The 19551-nt window shown below is 70.7% G+C and carries 18 protein-coding genes, 2 pseudogenes and 1 riboswitch; of the genes and pseudogenes, 6 read left to right on the top strand and 14 right to left on the bottom strand.

Annotation, left to right across the window (positions count from 1 at the left end):
* Positions 1-38: 38 nt before the first annotated feature.
* Positions 39-1190: a tRNA 2-thiouridine(34) synthase MnmA gene (gene mnmA, locus ACFY4A_RS31510; RefSeq protein WP_390832729.1), complete on the bottom strand. Its 1152-nt coding sequence runs from the start codon at positions 1188-1190 to the stop codon at positions 39-41.
* Between the two features lie 59 nt (positions 1191-1249).
* On the opposite strand from mnmA, the gene ACFY4A_RS31505 reads away from it, so the two are divergent.
* Positions 1250-1909, top strand: coding sequence for an N-acetylmuramoyl-L-alanine amidase (locus ACFY4A_RS31505; RefSeq protein WP_390832728.1), 660 nt, complete (start codon positions 1250-1252; stop codon positions 1907-1909).
* 678 nt (positions 1910-2587) lie between these two features.
* On the opposite strand, the gene ACFY4A_RS31500 is transcribed toward ACFY4A_RS31505, so the two are convergent.
* Genes ACFY4A_RS31500 through ACFY4A_RS31490 form a run of 3 tightly spaced genes read right to left on the bottom strand, consistent with a single transcriptional unit; the run spans position 2588 to position 4298 of the window.
* Positions 2588-3757, bottom strand: coding sequence for a cysteine desulfurase family protein (locus ACFY4A_RS31500; RefSeq protein ID WP_390832727.1), 1170 nt, complete (start codon positions 3755-3757; stop codon positions 2588-2590).
* Between the two features lie 59 nt (positions 3758-3816).
* Positions 3817-4083, bottom strand: a complete 267-nt coding sequence (locus tag ACFY4A_RS31495; RefSeq protein WP_390832726.1) for a DUF4190 domain-containing protein — start codon at positions 4081-4083, stop codon at positions 3817-3819.
* A gap of 50 nt (positions 4084-4133) precedes the next feature.
* Positions 4134-4298: a hypothetical protein gene (locus ACFY4A_RS31490; protein WP_390832725.1), complete on the bottom strand. Its 165-nt coding sequence runs from the start codon at positions 4296-4298 to the stop codon at positions 4134-4136.
* A 113-nt stretch (positions 4299-4411) separates the two neighbouring features.
* Between ACFY4A_RS31490 and ACFY4A_RS31485 the strand changes: the two genes are divergently transcribed.
* A complete protein-coding gene (locus tag ACFY4A_RS31485; protein WP_390832724.1) occupies positions 4412-5038 on the top strand; it encodes a TetR family transcriptional regulator in 627 nt (208 codons plus the stop codon).
* Positions 5039-5069: 31 nt separating this feature from the next.
* Here the strand turns inward: ACFY4A_RS31485 and ACFY4A_RS31480 are convergent.
* Positions 5070-5936, bottom strand: a pseudogene (locus ACFY4A_RS31480) (thioesterase family protein).
* Positions 5937-6088: 152 nt separating this feature from the next.
* Between ACFY4A_RS31480 and ACFY4A_RS31475 the strand changes: the two are divergent.
* Positions 6089-7327, top strand: a complete 1239-nt coding sequence (locus tag ACFY4A_RS31475; RefSeq protein WP_390832777.1) for an alpha/beta hydrolase — start codon at positions 6089-6091, stop codon at positions 7325-7327.
* Here ACFY4A_RS31475 and ACFY4A_RS31470 read toward each other — a convergent pair.
* The 9 genes from ACFY4A_RS31470 to ACFY4A_RS31430 form a co-directional block, all read right to left on the bottom strand.
* Positions 7236-7892, bottom strand: a complete 657-nt coding sequence (locus ACFY4A_RS31470) for a trimeric intracellular cation channel family protein (protein WP_390832723.1) — start codon at positions 7890-7892, stop codon at positions 7236-7238. The genes ACFY4A_RS31475 and ACFY4A_RS31470 overlap by 92 nt on opposite strands.
* 125 nt (positions 7893-8017) lie before the next feature.
* Positions 8018-9373 (bottom strand): ABC transporter ATP-binding protein, encoded by a 1356-nt coding sequence (locus tag ACFY4A_RS31465; RefSeq protein WP_390832722.1) that lies wholly within the window; start codon positions 9371-9373, stop codon positions 8018-8020.
* Positions 9374-9396: 23 nt separating this feature from the next.
* On the bottom strand, positions 9397-10494 hold the full coding sequence (locus ACFY4A_RS31460) for an ABC transporter ATP-binding protein (RefSeq protein ID WP_390832721.1): 1098 nt from the start codon (positions 10492-10494) through the stop codon (positions 9397-9399).
* On the bottom strand, positions 10491-11489 hold the full coding sequence (locus ACFY4A_RS31455) for an ABC transporter permease (protein WP_390832720.1): 999 nt from the start codon (positions 11487-11489) through the stop codon (positions 10491-10493). The genes ACFY4A_RS31460 and ACFY4A_RS31455 overlap by 4 nt, the downstream gene beginning before the upstream one ends.
* A gap of 110 nt (positions 11490-11599) precedes the next feature.
* Positions 11600-13402, bottom strand: coding sequence for an ABC transporter substrate-binding protein (locus ACFY4A_RS31450; protein WP_390832719.1), 1803 nt, complete (start codon positions 13400-13402; stop codon positions 11600-11602).
* A 67-nt stretch (positions 13403-13469) separates the two neighbouring features.
* Positions 13470-14477: an ABC transporter permease gene (locus ACFY4A_RS31445; protein WP_390832718.1), complete on the bottom strand. Its 1008-nt coding sequence runs from the start codon at positions 14475-14477 to the stop codon at positions 13470-13472.
* A gap of 317 nt (positions 14478-14794) precedes the next feature.
* Positions 14795-15589 (bottom strand): enhanced serine sensitivity protein SseB C-terminal domain-containing protein, encoded by a 795-nt coding sequence (locus ACFY4A_RS31440; protein WP_390832717.1) that lies wholly within the window; start codon positions 15587-15589, stop codon positions 14795-14797.
* Between the two features lie 197 nt (positions 15590-15786).
* A complete protein-coding gene (locus tag ACFY4A_RS31435; protein WP_390832716.1) occupies positions 15787-16578 on the bottom strand; it encodes an enhanced serine sensitivity protein SseB in 792 nt (263 codons plus the stop codon).
* A 113-nt stretch (positions 16579-16691) separates the two neighbouring features.
* Positions 16692-17312 carry an AAA family ATPase gene (locus ACFY4A_RS31430; protein ID WP_390832715.1) on the bottom strand — a complete coding sequence of 207 codons (621 nt, stop codon included), beginning with the start codon at positions 17310-17312 and terminating at the stop codon, positions 16692-16694.
* Between the two features lie 147 nt (positions 17313-17459).
* A riboswitch (glycine riboswitch) is annotated at positions 17460-17556 on the top strand.
* 157 nt (positions 17557-17713) lie between these two features.
* On the opposite strand from ACFY4A_RS31430, the gene gcvT reads away from it, so the two are divergent.
* The 3 genes and pseudogenes from gcvT to ACFY4A_RS31415 form a co-directional block, all read left to right on the top strand.
* Entirely contained in the window at positions 17714-18880 is a 1167-nt protein-coding gene (gene gcvT, locus ACFY4A_RS31425) for a glycine cleavage system aminomethyltransferase GcvT (RefSeq protein WP_390832714.1), read from the top strand.
* A gap of 111 nt (positions 18881-18991) precedes the next feature.
* On the top strand, positions 18992-19369 hold the full coding sequence (gene gcvH / locus ACFY4A_RS31420; protein WP_390832713.1) for a glycine cleavage system protein GcvH: 378 nt from the start codon (positions 18992-18994) through the stop codon (positions 19367-19369).
* A gap of 15 nt (positions 19370-19384) precedes the next feature.
* Positions 19385-19551, top strand: a pseudogene (locus tag ACFY4A_RS31415) (serine hydroxymethyltransferase); the annotation flags it as partial.

Below are 19551 nucleotides of genomic sequence, written 5' to 3'. Positions count from 1 at the left end.
GGCGACCGGTGCCGTCCGCACCGTCCGCGGTCCGTGTGTCAGACCGCCGTGGTCGGCTCCTTCGCCCGGATCGTCGTAGCGATCGTCGCCGAGCCCACCACGCGCGTGCCGTCGTACAGCACGACCGCCTGGCCGGGGGCCACGCCGCGGACCGGCTCACTGAAGGTGACCCGGAGTTCGTCGCCGACGAGTTCGGCGGTGACCTCGGTCTCGCCGCCGTGGGCGCGGAGCTGGGCGGTGTAGGTACCGGGGCCGGCGGGGGCGGTGCCGCACCAGCGGGGCCTGATCGCGGTGAGGGCGGTGACGTCCAGGGCGGAGGCCGGGCCGACCGTCACCGTGTTGGTCACCGGGGAGATGTCCAGGACGTAGCGGGGCTTGCCGTCGGGGGCCGGGGTGCCGATGCGCAGGCCCTTGCGCTGGCCGATGGTGAAGCCGTACGCGCCCTCGTGGGTGCCGACGACCGCTCCCGACTCGTCGACGATGTCGCCCTCGGCCTTGCCCAGGCGGCGGGCCAGGAAGCCCTGCGTGTCGCCGTCGGCGATGAAGCAGATGTCGTGCGAGTCGGGCTTCTTGGCTACGGCCAGGCCCCGGCGCTCGGCCTCCGCGCGGATCTCGTCCTTGGTGGTGAGCGTGTCCCCGAGCGGGAACAGGGCGTGTGCGAGCTGCTTGTCGTCCAGGACGCCGAGGACGTACGACTGGTCCTTGGCCATGTCTGAGGCGCGGTGCAGCTCACGTGTGCCGTCCCCGTTCACGATCACCTTGGCGTAGTGGCCGGTGCAGACCGCGTCGAAGCCGAGGGCGAGCGCCTTGTCCAGCAGCGCGGCGAACTTGATCTTCTCGTTGCAGCGCAGGCACGGGTTCGGGGTGCGGCCCGCCTCGTACTCGGCGACGAAGTCCTCCACGACGTCCTCGCGGAAGCGCTCGGCGAGGTCCCACACGTAGAACGGGATGCCGATGACGTCCGCGGCGCGGCGGGCGTCGCGCGAGTCCTCGATGGTGCAGCAGCCACGCGCGCCCGTACGGAAGGACTGCGGGTTCGCGGAGAGCGCGAGGTGGACGCCGGTGACGTCGTGGCCGGCTTCCGCGGCGCGCGCGGCGGCGACGGCGGAGTCGACCCCGCCCGACATGGCGGCGAGGACGCGGAGGGGGCGGGAGCGCTGCGGGGTGTCACGCTGCGGGGTGTCAGTCATAGCCCTTCCAGGGTACGGGGCGCGGGAACCGGGGCCGCCTGACATGCGTTGAAGATCGTGTGGGGGCGAAGAAGACGGATGGGAAGCGGCGGCTGGGGCGGCGGGCCCTGCTGGTCGGCGGGGCGGCGCTCGTGGTGGGCGGGGCCGCGCTGGAGCGCAGCGGGCTGTCGCGGCTGTGGTGGCGGCTGCCCGGCGCGCAGAAGCCGCGGGTGGCGGGCGCGGTCGACTTCGTGGGCGCGCGGTGGGTGGCGGCCTCCCCGGCGAACTACCGGCCGGCGGACCGCCCGGACGACTACCGGATCGACCGGGTCGTCATCCACGTCACGCAGGGCAGCTACGCGAGCGCGGTGAAGGTCTTCCAGGACCCGGGGCACGGGGCCGCCGCGCACTACATCGTCGGGGCGGACGGGCATGTCACGCAGATGATCCGCGAGCTGGACGTGGCCTTCCACGCGGGCAACCGGGCGTACAACGAGCGGAGCGTCGGCATCGAGCACGAGGGCTTCGTCGACGACGCCTCGTCGTTCACCGACGCGATGTACGCCGCCTCGGCGCGGCTGACGGCCGGGATCTGCGGCCGGTACGGCATATCCGTCGACCGGGAGCACATCATCGGCCACGTGGAGGTCCCGGGCGCCGACCACACGGACCCGGGCCCCCACTGGGACTGGGACCGCTACATACGCCTGGTCCGCACGGCCCGAACCGCCCGGACCTGAAGCACGCGGCCGCCCCGCCGCGCGGACCTGAAGCACTGGGGCCCGTCCCGCCGCGCCGACTTGAACCGCTGGGGGCCCACCCCGCCGCACCGACCCGAAGCGCTGGGACCCGACCCGCCACACGAACCCGAACCGCCGGGAAAGCCCGCCACCTGAACCCGAAGCACCGGGCCCGGCCCACCGCACCAGGCGAAACACTGAAGCCCGACCCGCGACACGAATCCGCCGCAAACCGCCCGCCACACGGACCTGAAGGGCTGAGGCCCGACCCACCGCACCAGGCCGAAACGCTGAGGCCCGACCCACCGCGCGGACCTGAAGCGCTGAGGCTCGCCTCGCCGCACCAGCCCGAACCGCGGACCGGCCCGCCGCCCGAAGCACTGGGACCCGACCTGCCACACGAACCCGAACCGCCGGGGCCCGACCCGCCGCACCGACGCGAACCGCTCGGGCCTGGCCTGCCCCGCCCCTGCGGACCCGAACCGCTGAGGCTCGCCTCGCCGCACCAGCCCGAACCGCGGACCGGCCCGCCGCCCGAAGCACTGGGACCCGACCCGCCGCACGAACCCGAACCGCCGGGGCCCGACCCGCCGCACCGACGCGAACCGCTCGGGCCTGGCCTGCCCCGCCCCTGCGGACCCGAACCGCGGACCGGGCCGCCCCGCGTCGCCCCGGGGCCTACGTCAGTCCCGCCGCGCGGGCCCGTTCCACCGCGGGGCCGATGGCCTTGGTGACTGCGTCGATGTCGGCCTTTGTGGAGGTGTGGCCCAGGGAGAAGCGGAGGGTGCCGCGGGCCAGGTCCGGGCCGGTGCCGGTGGCGAGCAGAACGTGGCTGGGCTGGGCGACGCCCGCGGTGCAGGCGGAGCCGGTCGAGCACTCGATGCCCTGGGCGTCCAGCAGGAGCAGCAGGGAGTCGCCCTCGCAGCCGGGGAAGGTGAAGTGGGCGTTGGCCGGGAGGCGGCCCTCCGGTGCCGGGTCGCCGCCGAGGATCGCGTCCGGGACCGCCGAGCGCACGGCCGTGATCAACTCGTCGCGCAGCGCGCCGATCTCGAGGGCGAACCACTCGCGCCGCTCGGCGGCGAGCCGGCCGGCCACGGCGAAGGAGGCGATCGCGGGCACGTCGAGGGTGCCGGAGCGGAGGTGACGTTCCTGGCCGCCGCCGTGCAGGACGGGCACCGGGGTGTACTCCCGGCCCAGGATCAGCGCGCCGACGCCGTACGGGCCGCCGATCTTGTGGCCGGAGACCGTCATCGCGGCCAGTCCGGAGGCGGCGAAGTCGACCGGGACCTGCCCGAAGGCCTGCACCGCGTCGGCATGCAGCGGGACACCGAACTCGGCTGCCACGGCGGCCAGTTCGCGCACCGGCAGCACCGTGCCGATCTCGTTGTTGGCCCACATGACGGTGGCCAGGGCCACATCGTCGGGGTTGCGGGCGATGGCCTCGCGCAGCGCCTCGGGGTGGACGCGGCCGTAGGAGTCGACCGGGAGGTACTCGACGGTGGCGCCCTCGTGGTCGCCGAGCCAGTCCACGGCGTCGAGGACGGCATGGTGCTCGACGGGGCTGGAGAGGACGCGGGTGCGGGCCGGATCGGCGTCGCGGCGGGCCCAGTACAGGCCCTTGACGGCGAGGTTGTCCGCCTCGGTGCCGCCGGAGGTCAGGACGACCTCGCTGGGACGGGCGCCGAGGGCCTCGGCGAGGGTTTCGCGGGCCTCCTCGACCCTGCGGCGGGCCGCGCGCCCGGACGCGTGGAGGGAGGAGGCGTTGCCGGTGACACCCAGTGCCGCGGTCAGCGCCTCTGCCGCCTCCGGGAGCATCGGGGTGGTCGCGGCGTGGTCGAGGTAAGCCATGGTGAGGCCGATTCTACGGCCGCCCGCGGCCGGCCCGGGGATCAGGACGGGCCAGGTTGTCACAAGCTCCAGGACAGCGTGTTGTCCGCCTGTACGAAGGCCAGCAGGACCACGAGGTCGGCGATGCCCAGGGTCAGGCCGAGGCAGGCGCGGCCGCGGCGGGTGGTGCCGCGCCACAGCGCGACGCCGGCCAGGACGATGGCGACCGGGCCGAGGAACAGGTTGAGGACGAGCAGGCCGAGGAGGCCGAGGACGAAGGACGCGACGGCCATGCCGTCGGCGTCGTGCGTACCGGTGCGGCGTGTGGCCGGTGCGGTGAGTTGCATGGCGGGTCTGCTCCAGACGGTCCAGGGGAACGGGCCGGACGGGTGAGGCGTCAGCGGGATGTGCCGCGCCTGCGGCCGTGGCGCTCGCGGAGCGCGAAGACCCCGAGCCAGACGGCGATCACCACGGCGGCGGCGACCGTGAAGTCGAGCGGCGCGTGGGCCACCGTGCCCAGGACGGCGCCGAGCAGCAGCAGTGCGGCGACGAGGAACAGCATGAGATCGGATCCCCCTTGTCGGTGAACGCTTGTAGGTACACTTGTTCACTGACTGCTCAGTCTAGCGCGCCGCCGGCTTTGACAATCCGGAGAACACTTGTTGACTGAATGGCATGAGCCACACTCCCGGCGTCCGGCAGGCCCAGAAGCAGAAGACCCGACAGGCCTTGATGGACGCGGCGTTGGGGCTGCTGGAGGAGCAGAGCCTGAGCAGCCTCGGCCTGCGCGAGGTCACGCGCGCCGCCGGTGTCGCCCCGACCGCCTTCTACCGCCACTTCCACTCCACCGCGGATCTCGGCGTGGCCCTGGTCGAGGAGGCGCTGAGCAGCCTGCACCCGATGATCCGGTCGACGGTTTCCTCGGCGGACGACAGCGGACAACGCATCGCACGCGCGGTCGAACTGATCGCTCGTCATGTCGAGGCGTACCCCGCGCACGTCCGTTTCATCGCGCGGGAACGCCACGGCGGGGTGCAGCAGGTGCGGGAGGTCGTGCGCGGTCAACTGGCCCGGTTCGCCCGCGAGGTGAGGGACGAACTGGCCAAGGACCCCCAGTCCGCGGGGTGGAGCGAGGACGACCTGCTCATGCTCGCCCATCTGTACGTCGACCAGATGCTGATCACCGGCTCGCTGTTCCTGGAGGCGCTCGACGCCCCCGAGGAGGAGCGCGAGCGCGTCACCCGGGACGCGACCCGGCAGCTGCGTCTGATCAGCATCGGCCGCCGGCACTGGCTGGACTGACGGTCCGGCCGGGCGCCGGGGCCGCGATTCTTCAGTCGAGCCTGACCCGTGCGAGCTGCCGGGACTGCGCCACCAGCCGGTCGGCGCCGTCCCAGACCTCGGCGTCCTCCTCCAGGAAGCCGCCGGCCAGGTTGCGGGTGGTGATGGACACCCTCAGCGGGCCCGGCGCCGGGCGGCAGCGGACGTGCACGGTCAGCTCGACGGTCGGCACCCACCCCTTGATGCAGCTCGAACGCGGTCGGGGGCAGCGCGTCCACCGCGAGCAGCAGGGAGAGCGGATCGTGGTCCCGGCCGTCGGCGAGGCCGAACCAGGCCCGCATCTCCCCCTTCCCGGAGGGCAAGCCGAGCGCCCAGCCGAGGGTGGCGGGGTCCAGCTTGAGCATCAGTCGGTCGATGATGGCCGAGCTGCCGGGTACGGGCGCTGGAACATCGGGGGCGTCCTGGGCGCCGAAGCACTGCTCCAGAGGCGGGAGCGCTGGCGGCTTCGCCGAGGTGCGTACGTCGTCGGGCAGTGCGCCGAGGTCGCCGTAGGAGGCCAGGACGCGGATGCGCTCCACCTCGCGGCCGTCGTCGTCGCGCTGGAAGAGGGAGGCCTGGCCGGTCGACAGGGTGCGGCCGGCGCGGACCACGTCCGTGCGGACGACGGCGGGACCGGGCCGGGACGCGGTCAGGTAGTGGGCCGAGATGTGAACGGGTCCGGGTGCGGCAGGGCGTCCGCGAGCGCGCGGCCGAGGACGGCCAGCAGATAGCCGCCGTTGACGGCGTTGATGATCGTCCAGCCGGCGGAGAGATCGATGCCGTAGACGCCGGGCTCGCTCAGGGTGACCGCGGTGTCCCGGTCGAAGTCGCTGTCGCCGATCGTGGCCCGCGCGGCCGCGGAGATGGCTGCTTCTGACATGCGTGAACGGTACAAGAGGACACTACTGAGCGGTAGCTTTCGCCCAGTGTGATGGTACGACGAGCAGCTCGCGGGGTGAGATGCAGGCAATTTCTCGGTAAGTGTCCGCACTTGCCCGTAACCCCGAGGCCCTGTTCGCCCTCTATCGGGACATGAGCCTCACCGGGACTCCGTTCCTGTACACCGCCATCCTGCTGGCCGTGGTCGCGCTGGTCCTGCCGTTCGTCCTCTGGACGCGGCTGAAGGGCCCCAAGGCGCTGCGCGCCGCCCTCCGGGCGCTGATGCTGATGTTCGCCCAGGCCACGGCCATCACCCTGGTCTTCGTGCTGGTGAACAACGCCAACAACCTGTACGACAACTGGGCCGACCTGCTCGGCACCGGCAACCACGTGCAGCAGGCCGCCAACCTGGGCGCCGACGGCACCGGAGGCATCGCCTACCGGGAGCTGCCCAGGGTCGCGCAGAAGTTCACCCCGGCCGACGGGCCCGGGATGCGCGCGGCCGGCGGGGTCAGGGTCACCCAGCTCAGGGGCCGGGTCTCGGGGGTGAACGCCGAGGTCTACGTGTGGCTGCCGCCGCAGTACGACGAGCCCGCCTACAAGAACAGGAAGTTCCCGGTGGTCGAGCTGCTGTCGGGCTACCCCGGCTCGGCGAAGGCCTGGTTCGGCTCCCTGAAGGTGCACGAGCAACTGGAGCCGCTGATGCGGAGCGGACGGGTCGCGCCGTTCATACTGGTGGCGCCGCGCACGAACCTGATCGCCAAGATCGACACGGGCTGCGCCAACATCCCGGGCACCGTGAACGCGGACACCTGGCTGAGCATCGACGTGCCGAAGATGGTCACGGACAACTTCCGTGCCGAGTCCGGTCCGGACGGCTGGGCCACCGCCGGGTACTCGGCCGGGGCGCACTGCGCGACCAAGCTCGCCGTCGCCCACCCCGACCGCTACCGGGCCGCGGTGAGCCTGTCCGGGTACAACGACCCGATCGGCGAACGCAATTCGCTCGCCAGCCAGAACCTCCGGCTGCGACGCGCCAACAACCCCTACGTCCTGCTGAAGAACTACCGCACCCCGCCGCACATCGCGCTCTACCTCTCGGGGCAGAGTGGCGACGGGTACCAGGCGGGCGTCGCCCTGGAGCAGATCGCGAAGACGCCGACCACCGTGCACGTGGTCTTTCTGCCGCGCAGCGCGGGCGGCCACAGCATGGCGCTGTGGCGCCCCCAGATCCCGGCGGCGTTCCGCTGGCTGACGAGGGAGCTGGGACAGCGGCCGTCCCACCACGTCCCGGCGGCCCTCACTCCTCCTGTACCGTCGACCGGCGGTTCCAGGCCCGCGGAGCTCGCCAGTGGTAACGCATCGCGAGCAGCCGCAGGACGAAGGCGGTGACCACCGCCAGCCCGCTGGTGATCGGATTCAGCGCGTCGTAGTGGATGCACAGCACCACCATGGTGGCGCCGACGATCGCCGGGACCGCGTACAGGTCGCGGTCCCAGCGCAGCAGCGACGGCACCTCGTTGGCGAGTACGTCCCGCAGCACACCGCCGCCCACGGCGGTGGCCATGCCCAGTGTCGCCGACGCGGTGAGGTTCAGCCCGTAGGCGTACGCCTTCGTCGTGCCGGCCACGCAGAACAGGCCGAGGCCTGCCGCGTCGAACACGTACACCGCGGTCTGGATGCGCTCCATGTGCGGGTGCAGGAAGAAGACCACGAGCGCGGCGAGCAGCGGGGTGAGGAAGTACCCGAGGTCGGTGAAGGCGGCCGGGGGCACGGCCCCGATGACGATGTCACGGAACAGCCCTCCGCCCAGCGCGGTGACCTCGGCCAGGACGGCGATGCCGAACACGTCGAAGTTCTTGCGGACGGCCAGCAGCGCGCCGGAGATGGCGAAGACGAAGATGCCGACCACGTCGAGCGTGTGCTGGACGGAGGGGCTGAACAGTTGCTGAAGCACGCCACATTGTTACTCGGGGCCGGTTCACCCCCGAACACGACGGGACGGGAGAGTGCGACCGCCGGGTCCGCCGGCTCCGCACTCTCCCGCTCGATCACGCGTGCGACTTCATCGAGCCGCGCTGCCTACTTCTCGGTCGGCTCCTGGCTGCCGGAGCCGTCGGAGCCGGGCTCCGAGGACTCGGCAGGCGCGGAGGCCTCGCCCGAGGTCTCGGAGGTCCCGGCGGAATCCGAGGACTCCGAGGACTCCGAGGACTCCGAGGACCCGGAGGACTCCGAGGACCCGGACGGCTTCGACGTCTCGCCGACCTCCGCGGCCACCGCCGCCGACGTCGCCGCCGACTCCGCCAGGACCTCGTCGGCCACGAGTTCCGCGGCCTCCTTGGCGGCCGTGAGCAGAACGGTGTCCTGGGGGGCCTGGTCCTCGAAGTTCTCCGGGTGGTGGCAGGCCACCCGCTGGCCGGGCCTCAGCTCCTTGAGCGGCGGCTCGGTCGTACGGCAGATCTCCGTCGCCTTCCAGCACCGGGTGTGGAAGCGGCAGCCGCTCGGCGGGGCGATCGGCGAGGGCACGTCGCCCTTGAGCAGGATGCGCTCGCTCTTGGCGTTCTTGCGGCGGGGGTCCGGGATCGGGACGGCCGACATCAGCGCCTTGGTGTACGGGTGCATCGGCGCCTTGTAGAGCGACTCGCGGTCGGCCAGCTCCACGATCTTGCCGAGGTACATCACCGCGATCCGGTCCGAGACGTGCCGGACGACCGACAGGTCGTGCGCGATGATCACGTACGTCAGGCCGAGCTCCTGCTGGAGGTCGTCGAGCAGGTTGACTACCTGCGCCTGGATCGACACGTCGAGCGCGGAGACCGGCTCGTCCGCCACGACGAGCTTCGGGTTGAGCGCGAGCGCCCGGGCGATGCCGATGCGCTGGCGCTGGCCGCCGGAGAACTCGTGCGGATAGCGGTTGTAGTGCTCGGGGTTGAGACCGACCACCGACAGCAGCCGCTGCACTTCCTTCTTGATCCCGCCCTCGGGCTCGACGCCCTGGAGCCGGAAGGGAGCGCCGACGATCGTGCCGATGGTGTGGCGCGGGTTCAGCGACGAGTACGGGTCCTGGAAGATCATCTGCACATCGCGGCGCAGCGGACGCATGCCGCTCACCCCGAGGTGCGTGATGTCCTTGCCCTCGAACTCAATGGTGCCCGCGGTCGGTTCGAGCAGCCGCGTGATCAGCCGGCCCATCGTCGACTTGCCGCAGCCGGACTCGCCCACGACACCGAGGGTCTCGCCGGAACGGACCTCGAAGTCGAGACCGTCGACCGCGCGCACCGCTCCGACCTGGCGCTGGAGCAGGCCCTTCCTGATGGGGAAGTGCTTCTGCAGGCCGGTCACCTTCAGCAGGATCTCGCCCGGGGCGGTGTCCTTGGTGAGGGTGGCCGTACCGGAGGCCCTGGCCTCGGCGCCGTCGCTCTGTGCAGGGATGCTCACTGCCTTGTCCTCTGCGTTCTCACTCACAGCTTCGGCGCAATCTCTTCGGTCCAGATCCGCTCCCGCTGCTCCTGCGTCATGTGGCAGGCGGCCCAGTGCCCGCTGCCGAGCTCGGTCAGCTCGGGGCGGACCGTGCGGGTGACGTTGTCCTTCGGGACGTCGGCGTACGGGCAGCGCGGGTTGAACGCGCAGCCGGACGGGATGTTGATCAGCGAGGGCGGGGACCCCTTGACCGGGATGAGCCGGTCCTGCTGATCGCGGTCCAGACGCGGCATCGAGCCGAGCAGGCCCCAGGTGTAGGGGTGCCGGGGCTCGTAGAACACCTCCTCGGCCGGTCCGCGCTCGACGCAGCGGCCGCCGTACATCACCAGGAGGTCGTCGGCCAGTTCGGCGACGACGCCCAGGTCGTGGGTGATGATGATGACCGCGGAGCCGAACTCCTTCTGCAGGTCGCGGATCAGGTCGAGGATCTGCGCCTGCACGGTGACGTCCAGGGCGGTGGTCGGCTCGTCCGCGATGAGCAGTTCGGGGTTGTTCACCAGCGACATCGCGATCATCGCGCGCTGGCGCATACCGCCGGAGAACTCGTGCGGGTAGCTGTCCACGCGCTTGTCCGGCTGCGGGATGCCCACCCGGTCGAGCATGTCGACGGCCCGCTTGCGGGCGGTCTTCTTGTCGACGTCGTGGTGGATCCGGTAGGCCTCCACGATCTGCTGGCCGATCGTGTAGTACGGGTGCAGCGCGGACAGCGGGTCCTGGAAGATCATCGCCATCTCACGGCCGCGCATCTTCCGCACGTGGTCGGGATCGGCGGACAGCAGTTCCGTGCCGTTCAGCCAGATCTCACCGGAGATCTGCGCCTTGCGCTTGCCGTACTGGCCGGCGGTGTGCAGGCCCATGATGCCGAGCGAGGTCACCGACTTGCCGGAGCCCGACTCGCCCACGATGCCGAGGGTCTTGCCCTTCTCCAGCTTGAAGCTGAGCCCGTCGACGGACTTCACCAGGCCGTCGTCGGTCGGGAAGTGCACTTTCAGGTCGCGCACTTCCAGGAAGGAGGTCGGAGCGGGCGAGGCGGCGATGGGTTCGCCCACGGCGGCGCCGCTCTTGCTGAGTTCGGTCATGCGAGCCTCACTCGGGGGTCGATCACGGCGTACAGGATGTCCACCACGAGGTTGGCGATGAGCACCGCGAGGGAGGTGATCAGGACGACGCCCAGGATGAAGGGCAGGTCCTGGTTCTTGATCGCGTCCAGCACCTTCTGCCCGAGGCCGGGGAGGCTGAACGTGGTCTCGGTGAGGATCGCCCCGCCCATGAGGGCGCCGAGGTCCATGCCGAGCATGGTCAGCAGGGGCGTCAGCGTCGACCGCATGGCGTGCTTGCGGATGACGACCTGCTCCTTGAGGCCCTTGGCGCGCGCGGTGCGGATGTAGTCCTCGCCGAGGATCTCCATCATGGTGGCGCGGGTGATCCGGGCGTACATCGCGGCGTACAGGAAGGCCAGGGTGACCCAGGGCAGGATCATGCCGCCGAGCCAGCCGGTCAGGCTGTCCTCCAGGGGCACGAACTCGCCGTTGATCCAGCCAAGTCCGTAGGAGAAGATCGCGAGGCTGAGCAGACCGGTGAAGTAGATGGGGAGGGAGACGCCCGCCAGCGCGACGATCATCGCGCCGCGGTCCCACAGGGTGCCCCGCTTGAGCGCGGAGAGCACACCGGCGGCGAGGCCGAAGATCAGCCACAGGACGGCCGCACCGAGCGCGAGAGCCAGGGTCACCGGGAAACGCTCGGTCAGAACCGGCCAGACGGCCTGCTCGGTACGGAAGGAGTACCCGAAGCACGGCGCGGAGCACTGGGTGACGTCGCCGCCGCCCGCGTAGGTCCGGCCCACGAAGATGCCCTTGAAGAACTCCCAGGCCTGGACGAAGACCGGGTCGCCCAGACCCAGCTTCTGCCGCACACCCTCGACAGCGGCGGGGTCCGCCTGCTTGCCGACGAAGCTGAGGGCGATGTCGACACCCGCCCACTTGGGGACGAGGAAGAAGATGCTGAAGACCACCAGGATGATGACCACCAGCATCACGGCGGCGGCGAACAACCGCCTGATGAGGTAAGCGAGCACAGCTTACGGCCCGCCGCGGGACCGCGGACCCCCGGATGTTTTCCGGAGCCCGCGGTCCCGCCGCGCCGGCCTTCACCTGCCTTTCGTGCCGTTCGGCGGGTGTGCCGGGTTTACTTCGAGGACTTCAGACCGAGGTTGACGAAGTCGTACATGCCGCTGTAGCCGTCCGACGTGTAGACGTTCGCCAGCCGGTCCGAGCGCCAGTTGATGAACCGCTCGAAGACGAAGGGCATGTAGTAGCCGCCCTCCATGACCTTGTGGTTGATCTGCGTGGCGATCTCGGCCTTCTTGGCCTCGTCCAGCTCGTTGACGTAGTCCTCGAACAGGCCGTCGATCGCCTTGTCCTTGATCAGGGCGTAGTTGTTGTTACCGCTCTGCAGGATGTACTTGCTGTTCCACAGCGGCAGACCGAAGCCCTGGACGGACGGGAAGTCCGGGCCCCAGCCCATGATGATAATGCCGTAGCCCTTCTTCCTCACGTTCGAGGGGCTGCCGATGATGCCGGTGGTCTGCGAGCCGTCGTACTGGTCGATCTGGACGTCGACGCCGATCTTCTTCAGCGACGCCTGGAGCGACTCGGCGGTGGCCACCTCGACCGGCTTGTTGTTGCGGACGGCGATGGTGGTCTTGAAGCCGTTCGGCTTGCCGCAGGCCTTCAGCTCTTCCTTGGCCTTCTCGACGTTGCCGTTCTTGTTGGCGCCGGCCAGCTCGAACGGGTCGTACTTCTGGCCCTCGGCGCCCGGCACCGACGGGGGCAGCATGTTGGTGCCGATGTCACCGCCGGCGATCGGGCCGCCACGCGCGATCTGGAGCGACACGTGGTCCGCGCCGTAGATCACGGCGTTGCGGCAGTGGATGTTGTCGAACGGCTTCACGCTCTGCGGGAAGACCGCGTAACGGACGTAGCCGGAGACCGGGTTGTCCAGGTTGCCCTTGTACTTCTTCAGGGCGGTCTGGCGGCCCTGCGGCGACATACCGGTCTGGTTCAGGTCCAGGTCGTAGTCGCCGGCGATCAGGCGCTGGTCCATATCGTTGGCGTTCGAGAAGAACTTGATGGTGATCTCGTCCGGGTACGCCTTGCGGATCGGGTCCGAGGACTGCTTCCACTCGGTGTTGCGGACGAGCTTCAGGTCCTTACCGGGGCTGTACGAGGCGAACTTGTACGGGCCGGAGGAGAAGGGGTGCAGACCGTACTTGGACTTGGTGTCCATGTCCTGGCGGACCGGGGACGCCGAGACCAGGGACAGCATCTGCTCGAAGTCCGAGTTGGCCTTCGGCAGGTGGAAGATGATGGTCTTGTCGTCCGGCGTCTCGATCGCCTTCAGACCCAGGTGTTCCTTGTCCTTGTCCTTGTAGGGGCCCTGGTACTTGCCCTCCGGGTCCAGGACCTCCTTCAGGTAGGTCGGGCCGCCGGACAGCACGTCCTGCGCCCAGACGCGCTCGATGCCGTACTTGACGTCCTTGGAGGTGATCGGCTTGCCGTCCTCCCACGTCACGTCGTCGCGCAGCGTGTAGGTGTAGGTCTTGCCGTCGTCGCTGACCTTGGCGAGGTCCGTGGCGAGGTCCGGGGTCGACTGGGCGCCGGCCTTGCCGGGCTCCGCCTTGTTCGTGACCAGCTGGCGGCTGTAGTAGCGGGCGAAGTTCCACATCATGCCGTAGTAGCCACGCGTGGTGTCCCACGAGTCGGCGTCCTGGGCGGAGGCGAACTTCAGGGTGCCGCCCTTCTTGGCCTCGGAGGCCTGGGCGACCTTGTTGTTGGCTGCGTCGAAGCCGGCCGCACCGCTCTTCGAGCCGCCGCCACCGCCGTTGCCGTCGTTGCCGCCGCCGCACGCCGCCGTGGTCAGCAGCGCCGCGACCACGGCCGCAGCGGCCATGGTCTGCTTGCGCCGCCCTGAGGTGCGTTGGGTAGTCACGTTCTCGGATCCTCCGGATAGATGAGAGACCCCGTGTAGGTGCACGGGTCGCTGGGGGTAGGGCAGTTCAGCGAGAGCCCTTGGGGTCGAGCGCGTCGCGCACGCCGTCGCCGAAGAGGTTGAAGGCAAGGACGGTGATGAAGATCGCCAGACCGGGGACCACCATGTACATGGGGTCCGCCTCGTAGTAGTCGATGGCGTTCGAGAGCATCTGCCCCCAGGATGCGGTCGGCGGCTTGACGCCCACGCCGAGGAAGCTGAGCGCGGCCTCGGTGAGGATGTTGGTCGGGATCATCATCGTCGTGTACACGATGATCGGCGCCACGAGGTTGGGCAGCAGCTCCTTGAACAGGATGTAGAAGCGGCCGGCGCCGAGCGAGCGTGCCGCCTCGACGTACTCGCGTTCGCGCAGCGAGAGCGTCTGGCCGCGCACCACGCGGCCGATGTAGGGCCAGCCGAAGAAGCCGATGACCAGGATCATCACGAAGACGCGCACACCCGTGCCGGTCAGGCCGAGCATCTCGCTCGGCATGACGGAGACCAGCGCGATGATGAACAGCAGCTGCGGGAAGGCGAGCAGGCCGTCCATGACCCGGCTGATGGCCGCGTCCACCCAGCCGCCGAAGAAGCCGGCGAGGATGCCGAGGACGGTGCCCAGGATGACGGCGACCACGGCGGACAGGAAGCCCACGAGCAGCGAGATCTGGGCGCCGTAGACGATACGGGCGAAGATGTCGCGGCCGCTGACCGGCTCGACGCCGAAGAGGTGGTCGCCGCTGATGCCGCCGAGGGAACCCTTGGGGGTGCCGAAGAGCGGGTCGATCAGGTCCTCGTGGTGCAGTTCGGGGTCCTGACCGACCGCGTGCGCGATCACGGGCGCGAGGAGCGCGACCAGGATGAGGAAGAGCACGACCACGCCGCCCGTGAGGGCGAGCTTGTCCCGCTTGAGGCGCTCCCAGGCGATCCGGCCCAGGGAACGCCCCTGTACGGCCTTGGCATCGACGCTGGCGGCCGTCGCCTCGTCGGCAGCGCTCGGGGCCGCTTCAGCGGTCGGCTCGTGCAATGGTGCCGTCATCTGGCAGGGACCCCTCTCAACCGGCGGTGGCCGGCCCGCGCTTGCCGCTGTGGCGGCTGTTCAGTCCGTCGTACACAGGGGCAACGCCCCCTTGGTGCGGGAGTCTTCAACGCCATGGTGATCCGTTGCCAGACTTGGCGGTGAATGGATGCGCAAACGTGATGCGGGTTGGGGGGTTCCGTTATCCGGACAGTGGGTAACGAGGGGCGGACAGGGACCAGTTGGGGCGGCCCACGGCAAAAGCGGACCATCCGCATCCATCTACGCGCGCAGAGGATCACCCGTGCGGGAGCCCTGCGGTGGACGGACCGGACGCGTCAGTAGCCGCCCCGCACCGGCGGGTAGCCGTAGCCGGCCGCCTGGGCCTGCGCGGGGGGTGCCTGGCTCTCCCGGTCGTAGAACGGGCGGGAGTTCGCGCGCAGCCACATCGCGACCGGGTCGTACTCGTCGGACATCGCGACCGTCGAGACCGGCAGCCCGTCGGGGACGGCGCCGATGGACTGCTGCATCATCACGCGCACCGAGTCGACGGCCGGCGGCGAGGTGTCGTACACGTCGAGGCCGATGGCGAGGTACGGCGCTCCGAGCGCCGGCTGCACCCAGGCGCGGCGCAGCGAGCGCAGGGCCGGGGTGCGGTGGGCGTTCTGGGTGAGCAGGGCGTAGAACTGCGAGGCCTCGACGGTGGGTTCGGACAGCCGGAGGGGGCCCGCGGGCTGGCGGTCGAGACCGGTGGCGATGCGGCGCAGGTCCAGCCACGGAATACCGACGCCGCCGCCCGGGGCGTGCGGGTTCAGCCAGAGGCCGTAGTGGTCGGGGTAGAGGGTGCGGGCCACGTCGAGGCCGTCCACGACCTCGTACGAACGGTTCCAGCCGCTGGCCGACAGCTCCTGGGCGGAGGTCACGCAGGGCGCGTAGCCGTGGCCGTCGACCTCCATGTGGCCGTACTGGGCGTCGGGGGAACCAGCCTGGCCGTGCCACAGCAGCATCCAGACCTGGCCGGAGGACGGGGTCGCCAGCGCGCGCAGCAGCGCCTCATAGGCGTCGTAACGCCCGGGCGTCACCTGGCGCAGCGTCTGCTCGACCTGCCCGGCCGTGGTGCCGCTGGCGCTCACTTGTACCGCCCCTCCATACAACCGACGTATCGACCGAGCCGTGGGTCCGGGTCCTGTCGTCACCTTCCCGTCGTCCGCCCGGCGGGCAGGCGGGAAAGTGAGGCAGGCCTAGCTTAAGCCGCCGTCCGGCGGCCGGGGACTCGCCGTGCGCCGCCGGCTGCGGATCGTGTGCGCTTCCCCGGCGTCCCGGGTCGGACTCAGTGGGCGTGCTGGTAGAACGGGCGGACGTTCTCCCTCATCCAGTCCGCCACGGGATCCTGGGCCACGTCCAGGAGGACCAGGTTGACCGGCCACCGGGCCGGGGTCTTCGCCAGGGCGCGGCCCAGGGCGTCCAGGGCGCCGGCCTGCGGGTCGCCCTCCCACTGGGACAGTTCGACGCCTACGAACATGACCGGGTCGTCCGTCTCGACGGCGGCCAGGCAGCGGCGGGCGGTGCTGACCACGCCGGTCTCGGCGAACTCGGCGCCGGCGGCGGCGAGGAAGTCCACCGGGTCGTCCTGCCAGTCCGGTTCGAAGAGGCGGACGCGGCCGCCGCTCGACGGGCCGTCCAGTGGGGTGCGCCCCGCCCGGCACAGTTCGGCCACGACCGCCGGTGGCAGCGGGACACCGACCACGCCGTCCGGGTTGAGCGCGATGCCGGCCTGCGGGGGCAGTCCGCGCGCGAACTCGACGGCGGGCGCGACGGTGTACGCCATGTGCGGGCCCGCGGCCTGGCGGAGCTGCTCCTCGGAGCTGAAGACCGGCACGTACGCCTGACCGTCGATCTCCAGCGTGGGCAGGTCGAGCGGGCCGCTGTGGGGACCGCCGCCGTTGGGCAGGGGCACCCAGAGGAGGCTGCGGCCGAGCACCTCGACGATCCGGCCACCGGCGGACGGGACGCCGAGGGAGGCGGACAGCACCTCCTCCAACTCGTTGCCGGGCCATCCGCCGTGCGGATGGGAGTGCGCCTGTGCCGGAAAGTCCGCGGAGAAGTCCGCCGGGAAGTCCATCTGCTACCGCCTGCTGTGAACCACTGCTGTGGCCGAAAGGCTATCGGGTACCAGCCCGAAGCTCACGAAAAATCCCACGACCACGACCCGCCGCACCGCGCACCGTGTGGTTCTCAGGTGGTGAACTCGATTCGTCGCAGTCGCGTCGCTGCCTCGCGGTCCAGCAGGACCGCCGAGCCGCAGCCGTTCGGCAGGGTGCCGCGCTCGACCGCGCGGAGCAGGCCGGCGGTGGCGCGGCGGTGGCGGCGGAAGGCGTAGCGGGAGACACCGCGGCCCCGTGCACGCTGGCCGGTCAGGGCGGTGCCGGGGGTGACGTCCAGCAGGACGAGGTGCAGGGTGCCGCCGCGGCGGCGGGCGGTGCGGGCCAGCCAGGCGCGGACCCAGGGCTGCGTGCCGCAGTCGTGGACCACGAGCGCCGCCCCGGAGCGCAGGGCGCGGCGCAGCCCCGCGAAGTGGGCGAGGCGGACCAAGGGGCGGTACAGGGCGTAGGGGAGGTACGCCGCCAGGCGGGCGTCCCAGCGGTCGCGGGTGTCCTGGGAGTCGATGCGGACGCCGTGCACCGCGCGCCGCATCAGCGTGGACTTGCCGCTGCCGGGCAGGCCGGTGACCACGACCAGGTCGCGCGGGCCGAAGCGCAGCACGCGCGGGCCGAGGCCGGACCGGTCCCGCAGGTCGCGGACCATGGGTGCGGGGGCCTGGGCCGTGGCGTACAACGCGGTCCTGTGCGCCGTCATCGTTCCTCCCATCGATCGTAAAAAGAAGGTAATAGGCGGCGTCCCGCGTTTCCGTGCACGTCCTGCCACAGGTCGGTCACAGATGCCGCCCTGCCGCGAAGCGGGCCGGGCGTGCAATGATGTGCGCGCAACTGCATATCGGCCGTTTGAATCCGCGCGGGAGAGTCCCCAGCCGTCTCGCTGGGGCGCCGAAGGAGCAAGTACCTCCCTTGAATCTCTCAGGCCCCGTTACCGCGCGGGCGAGGCACATCTGAAAAGCGGGCCGCTGGCGCAGTGGCTCCACCCAAGGTGCAAGCCGTGCACCGTCCGTCCGACGGCGGTCATGGCGAACCTCTCAGGTTCCGATGACAGATGGGGAGGACATGATCAGTCCTCGCCCGTCATGCCTTGGAGACCGCCCGATGAGCAGTACCGAACCCGACCGACTCCGCCGCACCGCGCTCGACGCGCTGCACCGCTCGCTCGGCGCGACGATGACCGACTTCGCCGGCTGGGACATGCCGCTGCGTTACGGCTCCGAGCGCGACGAGCACATCGCCGTACGGACGAAGGCCGGCCTCTTCGACCTGTCCCACATGGGCGAGATCACCGTCACCGGCCCGCAGGCCGTCGCGCTGCTGAACCACGCCCTGGTCGGCAACATCGCCACCATCGGCCTCGGCCGCGCCCGCTACACCATGATCTGCCAGGCCGACGGCGGCATCCTGGACGACCTGATCGTCTACCGGCTGGGCGAGACCGAGTACCTGGTCGTCGCCAACGCCTCCAACGCCCAGGTGGTGCTCGACGCGCTGACCGAGCGGGCGGCGGGCTTCGACGCCGAGGTGCGCGACGACCGGGACAGCTACGCGCTGCTCGCCGTGCAGGGCCCCGAGTCCGCCGGCATCCTGAAGTCGCTCTCCCCCAAGCACTCGGCTTCGCTCGTGCAGGGAGGTGCCCCCATCGCCGACCTGGACGGCCTGAAGTACTACGCCGGGCTCCCCGGCACGGTCGCGGGCGTCCCCGCGCTGATCGCGCGCACCGGGTACACCGGCGAGGACGGCTTCGAGCTGTTCGTGGCACCGGGCGACGCGGAGAAGCTGTGGCAGGCGCTGACCGAGGCCGGCGCGGACGCCGGGCTGGTCCCGTGCGGGCTGTCCTGCCGGGACACGCTGCGCCTGGAGGCGGGCATGCCGCTGTACGGGCACGAGCTGTCGACCTCGCTGACCCCGTTCGACGCGGGCCTCGGCCGGGTGGTCAAGTTCGAGAAGGAGGGCGACTTCGTGGGCCGCGAGGCCCTGCTGGCCGCCGCCGAGCGCGCCGCCGCCGAGCCGCCCCGGGTGCTCGTCGGCCTGGTCGCCGAGGGCCGCCGGGTCCCGCGCGCCGGGTACGCGGTCGTCGCGGGCGGCGAGGTGATCGGCGAGGTCACCTCCGGGGCCCCCTCCCCCACCCTGGGCAAGCCGATCGCCATGGCGTACGTCGACGCCGCGCACGCCGCTCCGGGCACGCCCGGTGTGGGAGTGGACATCCGGGGCAACCACGAGCCGTACGAGGTCGTGGCGCTGCCCTTCTACAAGCGGCAGAAGTGACACCTCCCTAGCCGGCACGGAGGCGACGTGAGACACGTCACCCCTGGTCACGCACGCCTTTCGCAGTCCCCCATTCATCACCATTGACCCGCGTACAGGAGAATTCTGGCCATGAACAACCCTCAGCATCTGCGCTACAGCAAGGAGCACGAGTGGCTGTCGCCCGTCGAGGACGGCGTGGCGACGGTCGGCATCACGGAGTTCGCGGCCAACGCGCTCGGCGATGTCGTCTACGCCCAGCTCCCGGAGGTCGGCGACACGGTGGCCGCGGGCGAGACCTGCGGTGAGCTGGAGTCGACCAAGTCGGTGTCCGACCTGTACTCCCCCGTGAGCGGCGAGGTCACCGAGGTCAACGAGGACGTGGTGAGCGACCCGTCGCTGGTGAACTCCGCGCCCTTCGAGGGCGGCTGGCTGTTCAAGGTGCGCCTTGCCGAGGAGCCCGCCGACCTGCTCTCCGCCGACGAGTACGCCGCCGAGACCGCCGGCTGAGAATCGGACACACACATGACTGTTCTCAACACATCCCTGCACGAGCTCGACCCGGACGTGGCCGCCGCGGTCGACGCCGAGCTGCACCGCCAGCAGTCCACGCTGGAGATGATCGCCTCCGAGAACTTCGCCCCGGTGGCGGTCATGGAGGCGCAGGGCTCGGTCCTCACCAACAAGTACGC

Source organism: Streptomyces sp. NPDC001292 (assembly GCF_042896465.1).
Classification (GTDB): domain Bacteria; phylum Actinomycetota; class Actinomycetes; order Streptomycetales; family Streptomycetaceae; genus Streptomyces.
The sequence above is the reverse complement of the archived record's forward strand: the minus strand, read 5'-3'. Positions and strand labels throughout refer to the sequence as shown.

Coding starts and splice junctions, on each gene's coding strand:
- ACFY4A_RS31485 (WP_390832724.1), top strand. CDS start 4,412: ATGAGCCACACTCCCGGCGTCCGGCAGGCCCAGAAGCAGAAGACCCGA.
- ACFY4A_RS31430 (WP_390832715.1), bottom strand. CDS start 17,312: ATGACGGCGCACAGGACCGCGTTGTACGCCACGGCCCAGGCCCCCGCA.
- mnmA (WP_390832729.1), bottom strand. CDS start 1,190: ATGACTGACACCCCGCAGCGTGACACCCCGCAGCGCTCCCGCCCCCTC.
- ACFY4A_RS31495 (WP_390832726.1), bottom strand. CDS start 4,083: ATGCAACTCACCGCACCGGCCACACGCCGCACCGGTACGCACGACGCC.
- ACFY4A_RS31475 (WP_390832777.1), top strand. CDS start 6,089: ATGAGCCTCACCGGGACTCCGTTCCTGTACACCGCCATCCTGCTGGCC.
- ACFY4A_RS31490 (WP_390832725.1), bottom strand. CDS start 4,298: ATGCTGTTCCTCGTCGCCGCACTGCTGCTGCTCGGCGCCGTCCTGGGC.
- ACFY4A_RS31500 (WP_390832727.1), bottom strand. CDS start 3,757: ATGGCTTACCTCGACCACGCCGCGACCACCCCGATGCTCCCGGAGGCG.
- ACFY4A_RS31460 (WP_390832721.1), bottom strand. CDS start 10,494: ATGACCGAACTCAGCAAGAGCGGCGCCGCCGTGGGCGAACCCATCGCC.
- gcvT (WP_390832714.1), top strand. CDS start 17,714: ATGAGCAGTACCGAACCCGACCGACTCCGCCGCACCGCGCTCGACGCG.
- gcvH (WP_390832713.1), top strand. CDS start 18,992: ATGAACAACCCTCAGCATCTGCGCTACAGCAAGGAGCACGAGTGGCTG.
- ACFY4A_RS31445 (WP_390832718.1), bottom strand. CDS start 14,477: ATGACGGCACCATTGCACGAGCCGACCGCTGAAGCGGCCCCGAGCGCT.
- ACFY4A_RS31435 (WP_390832716.1), bottom strand. CDS start 16,578: ATGGACTTCCCGGCGGACTTCTCCGCGGACTTTCCGGCACAGGCGCAC.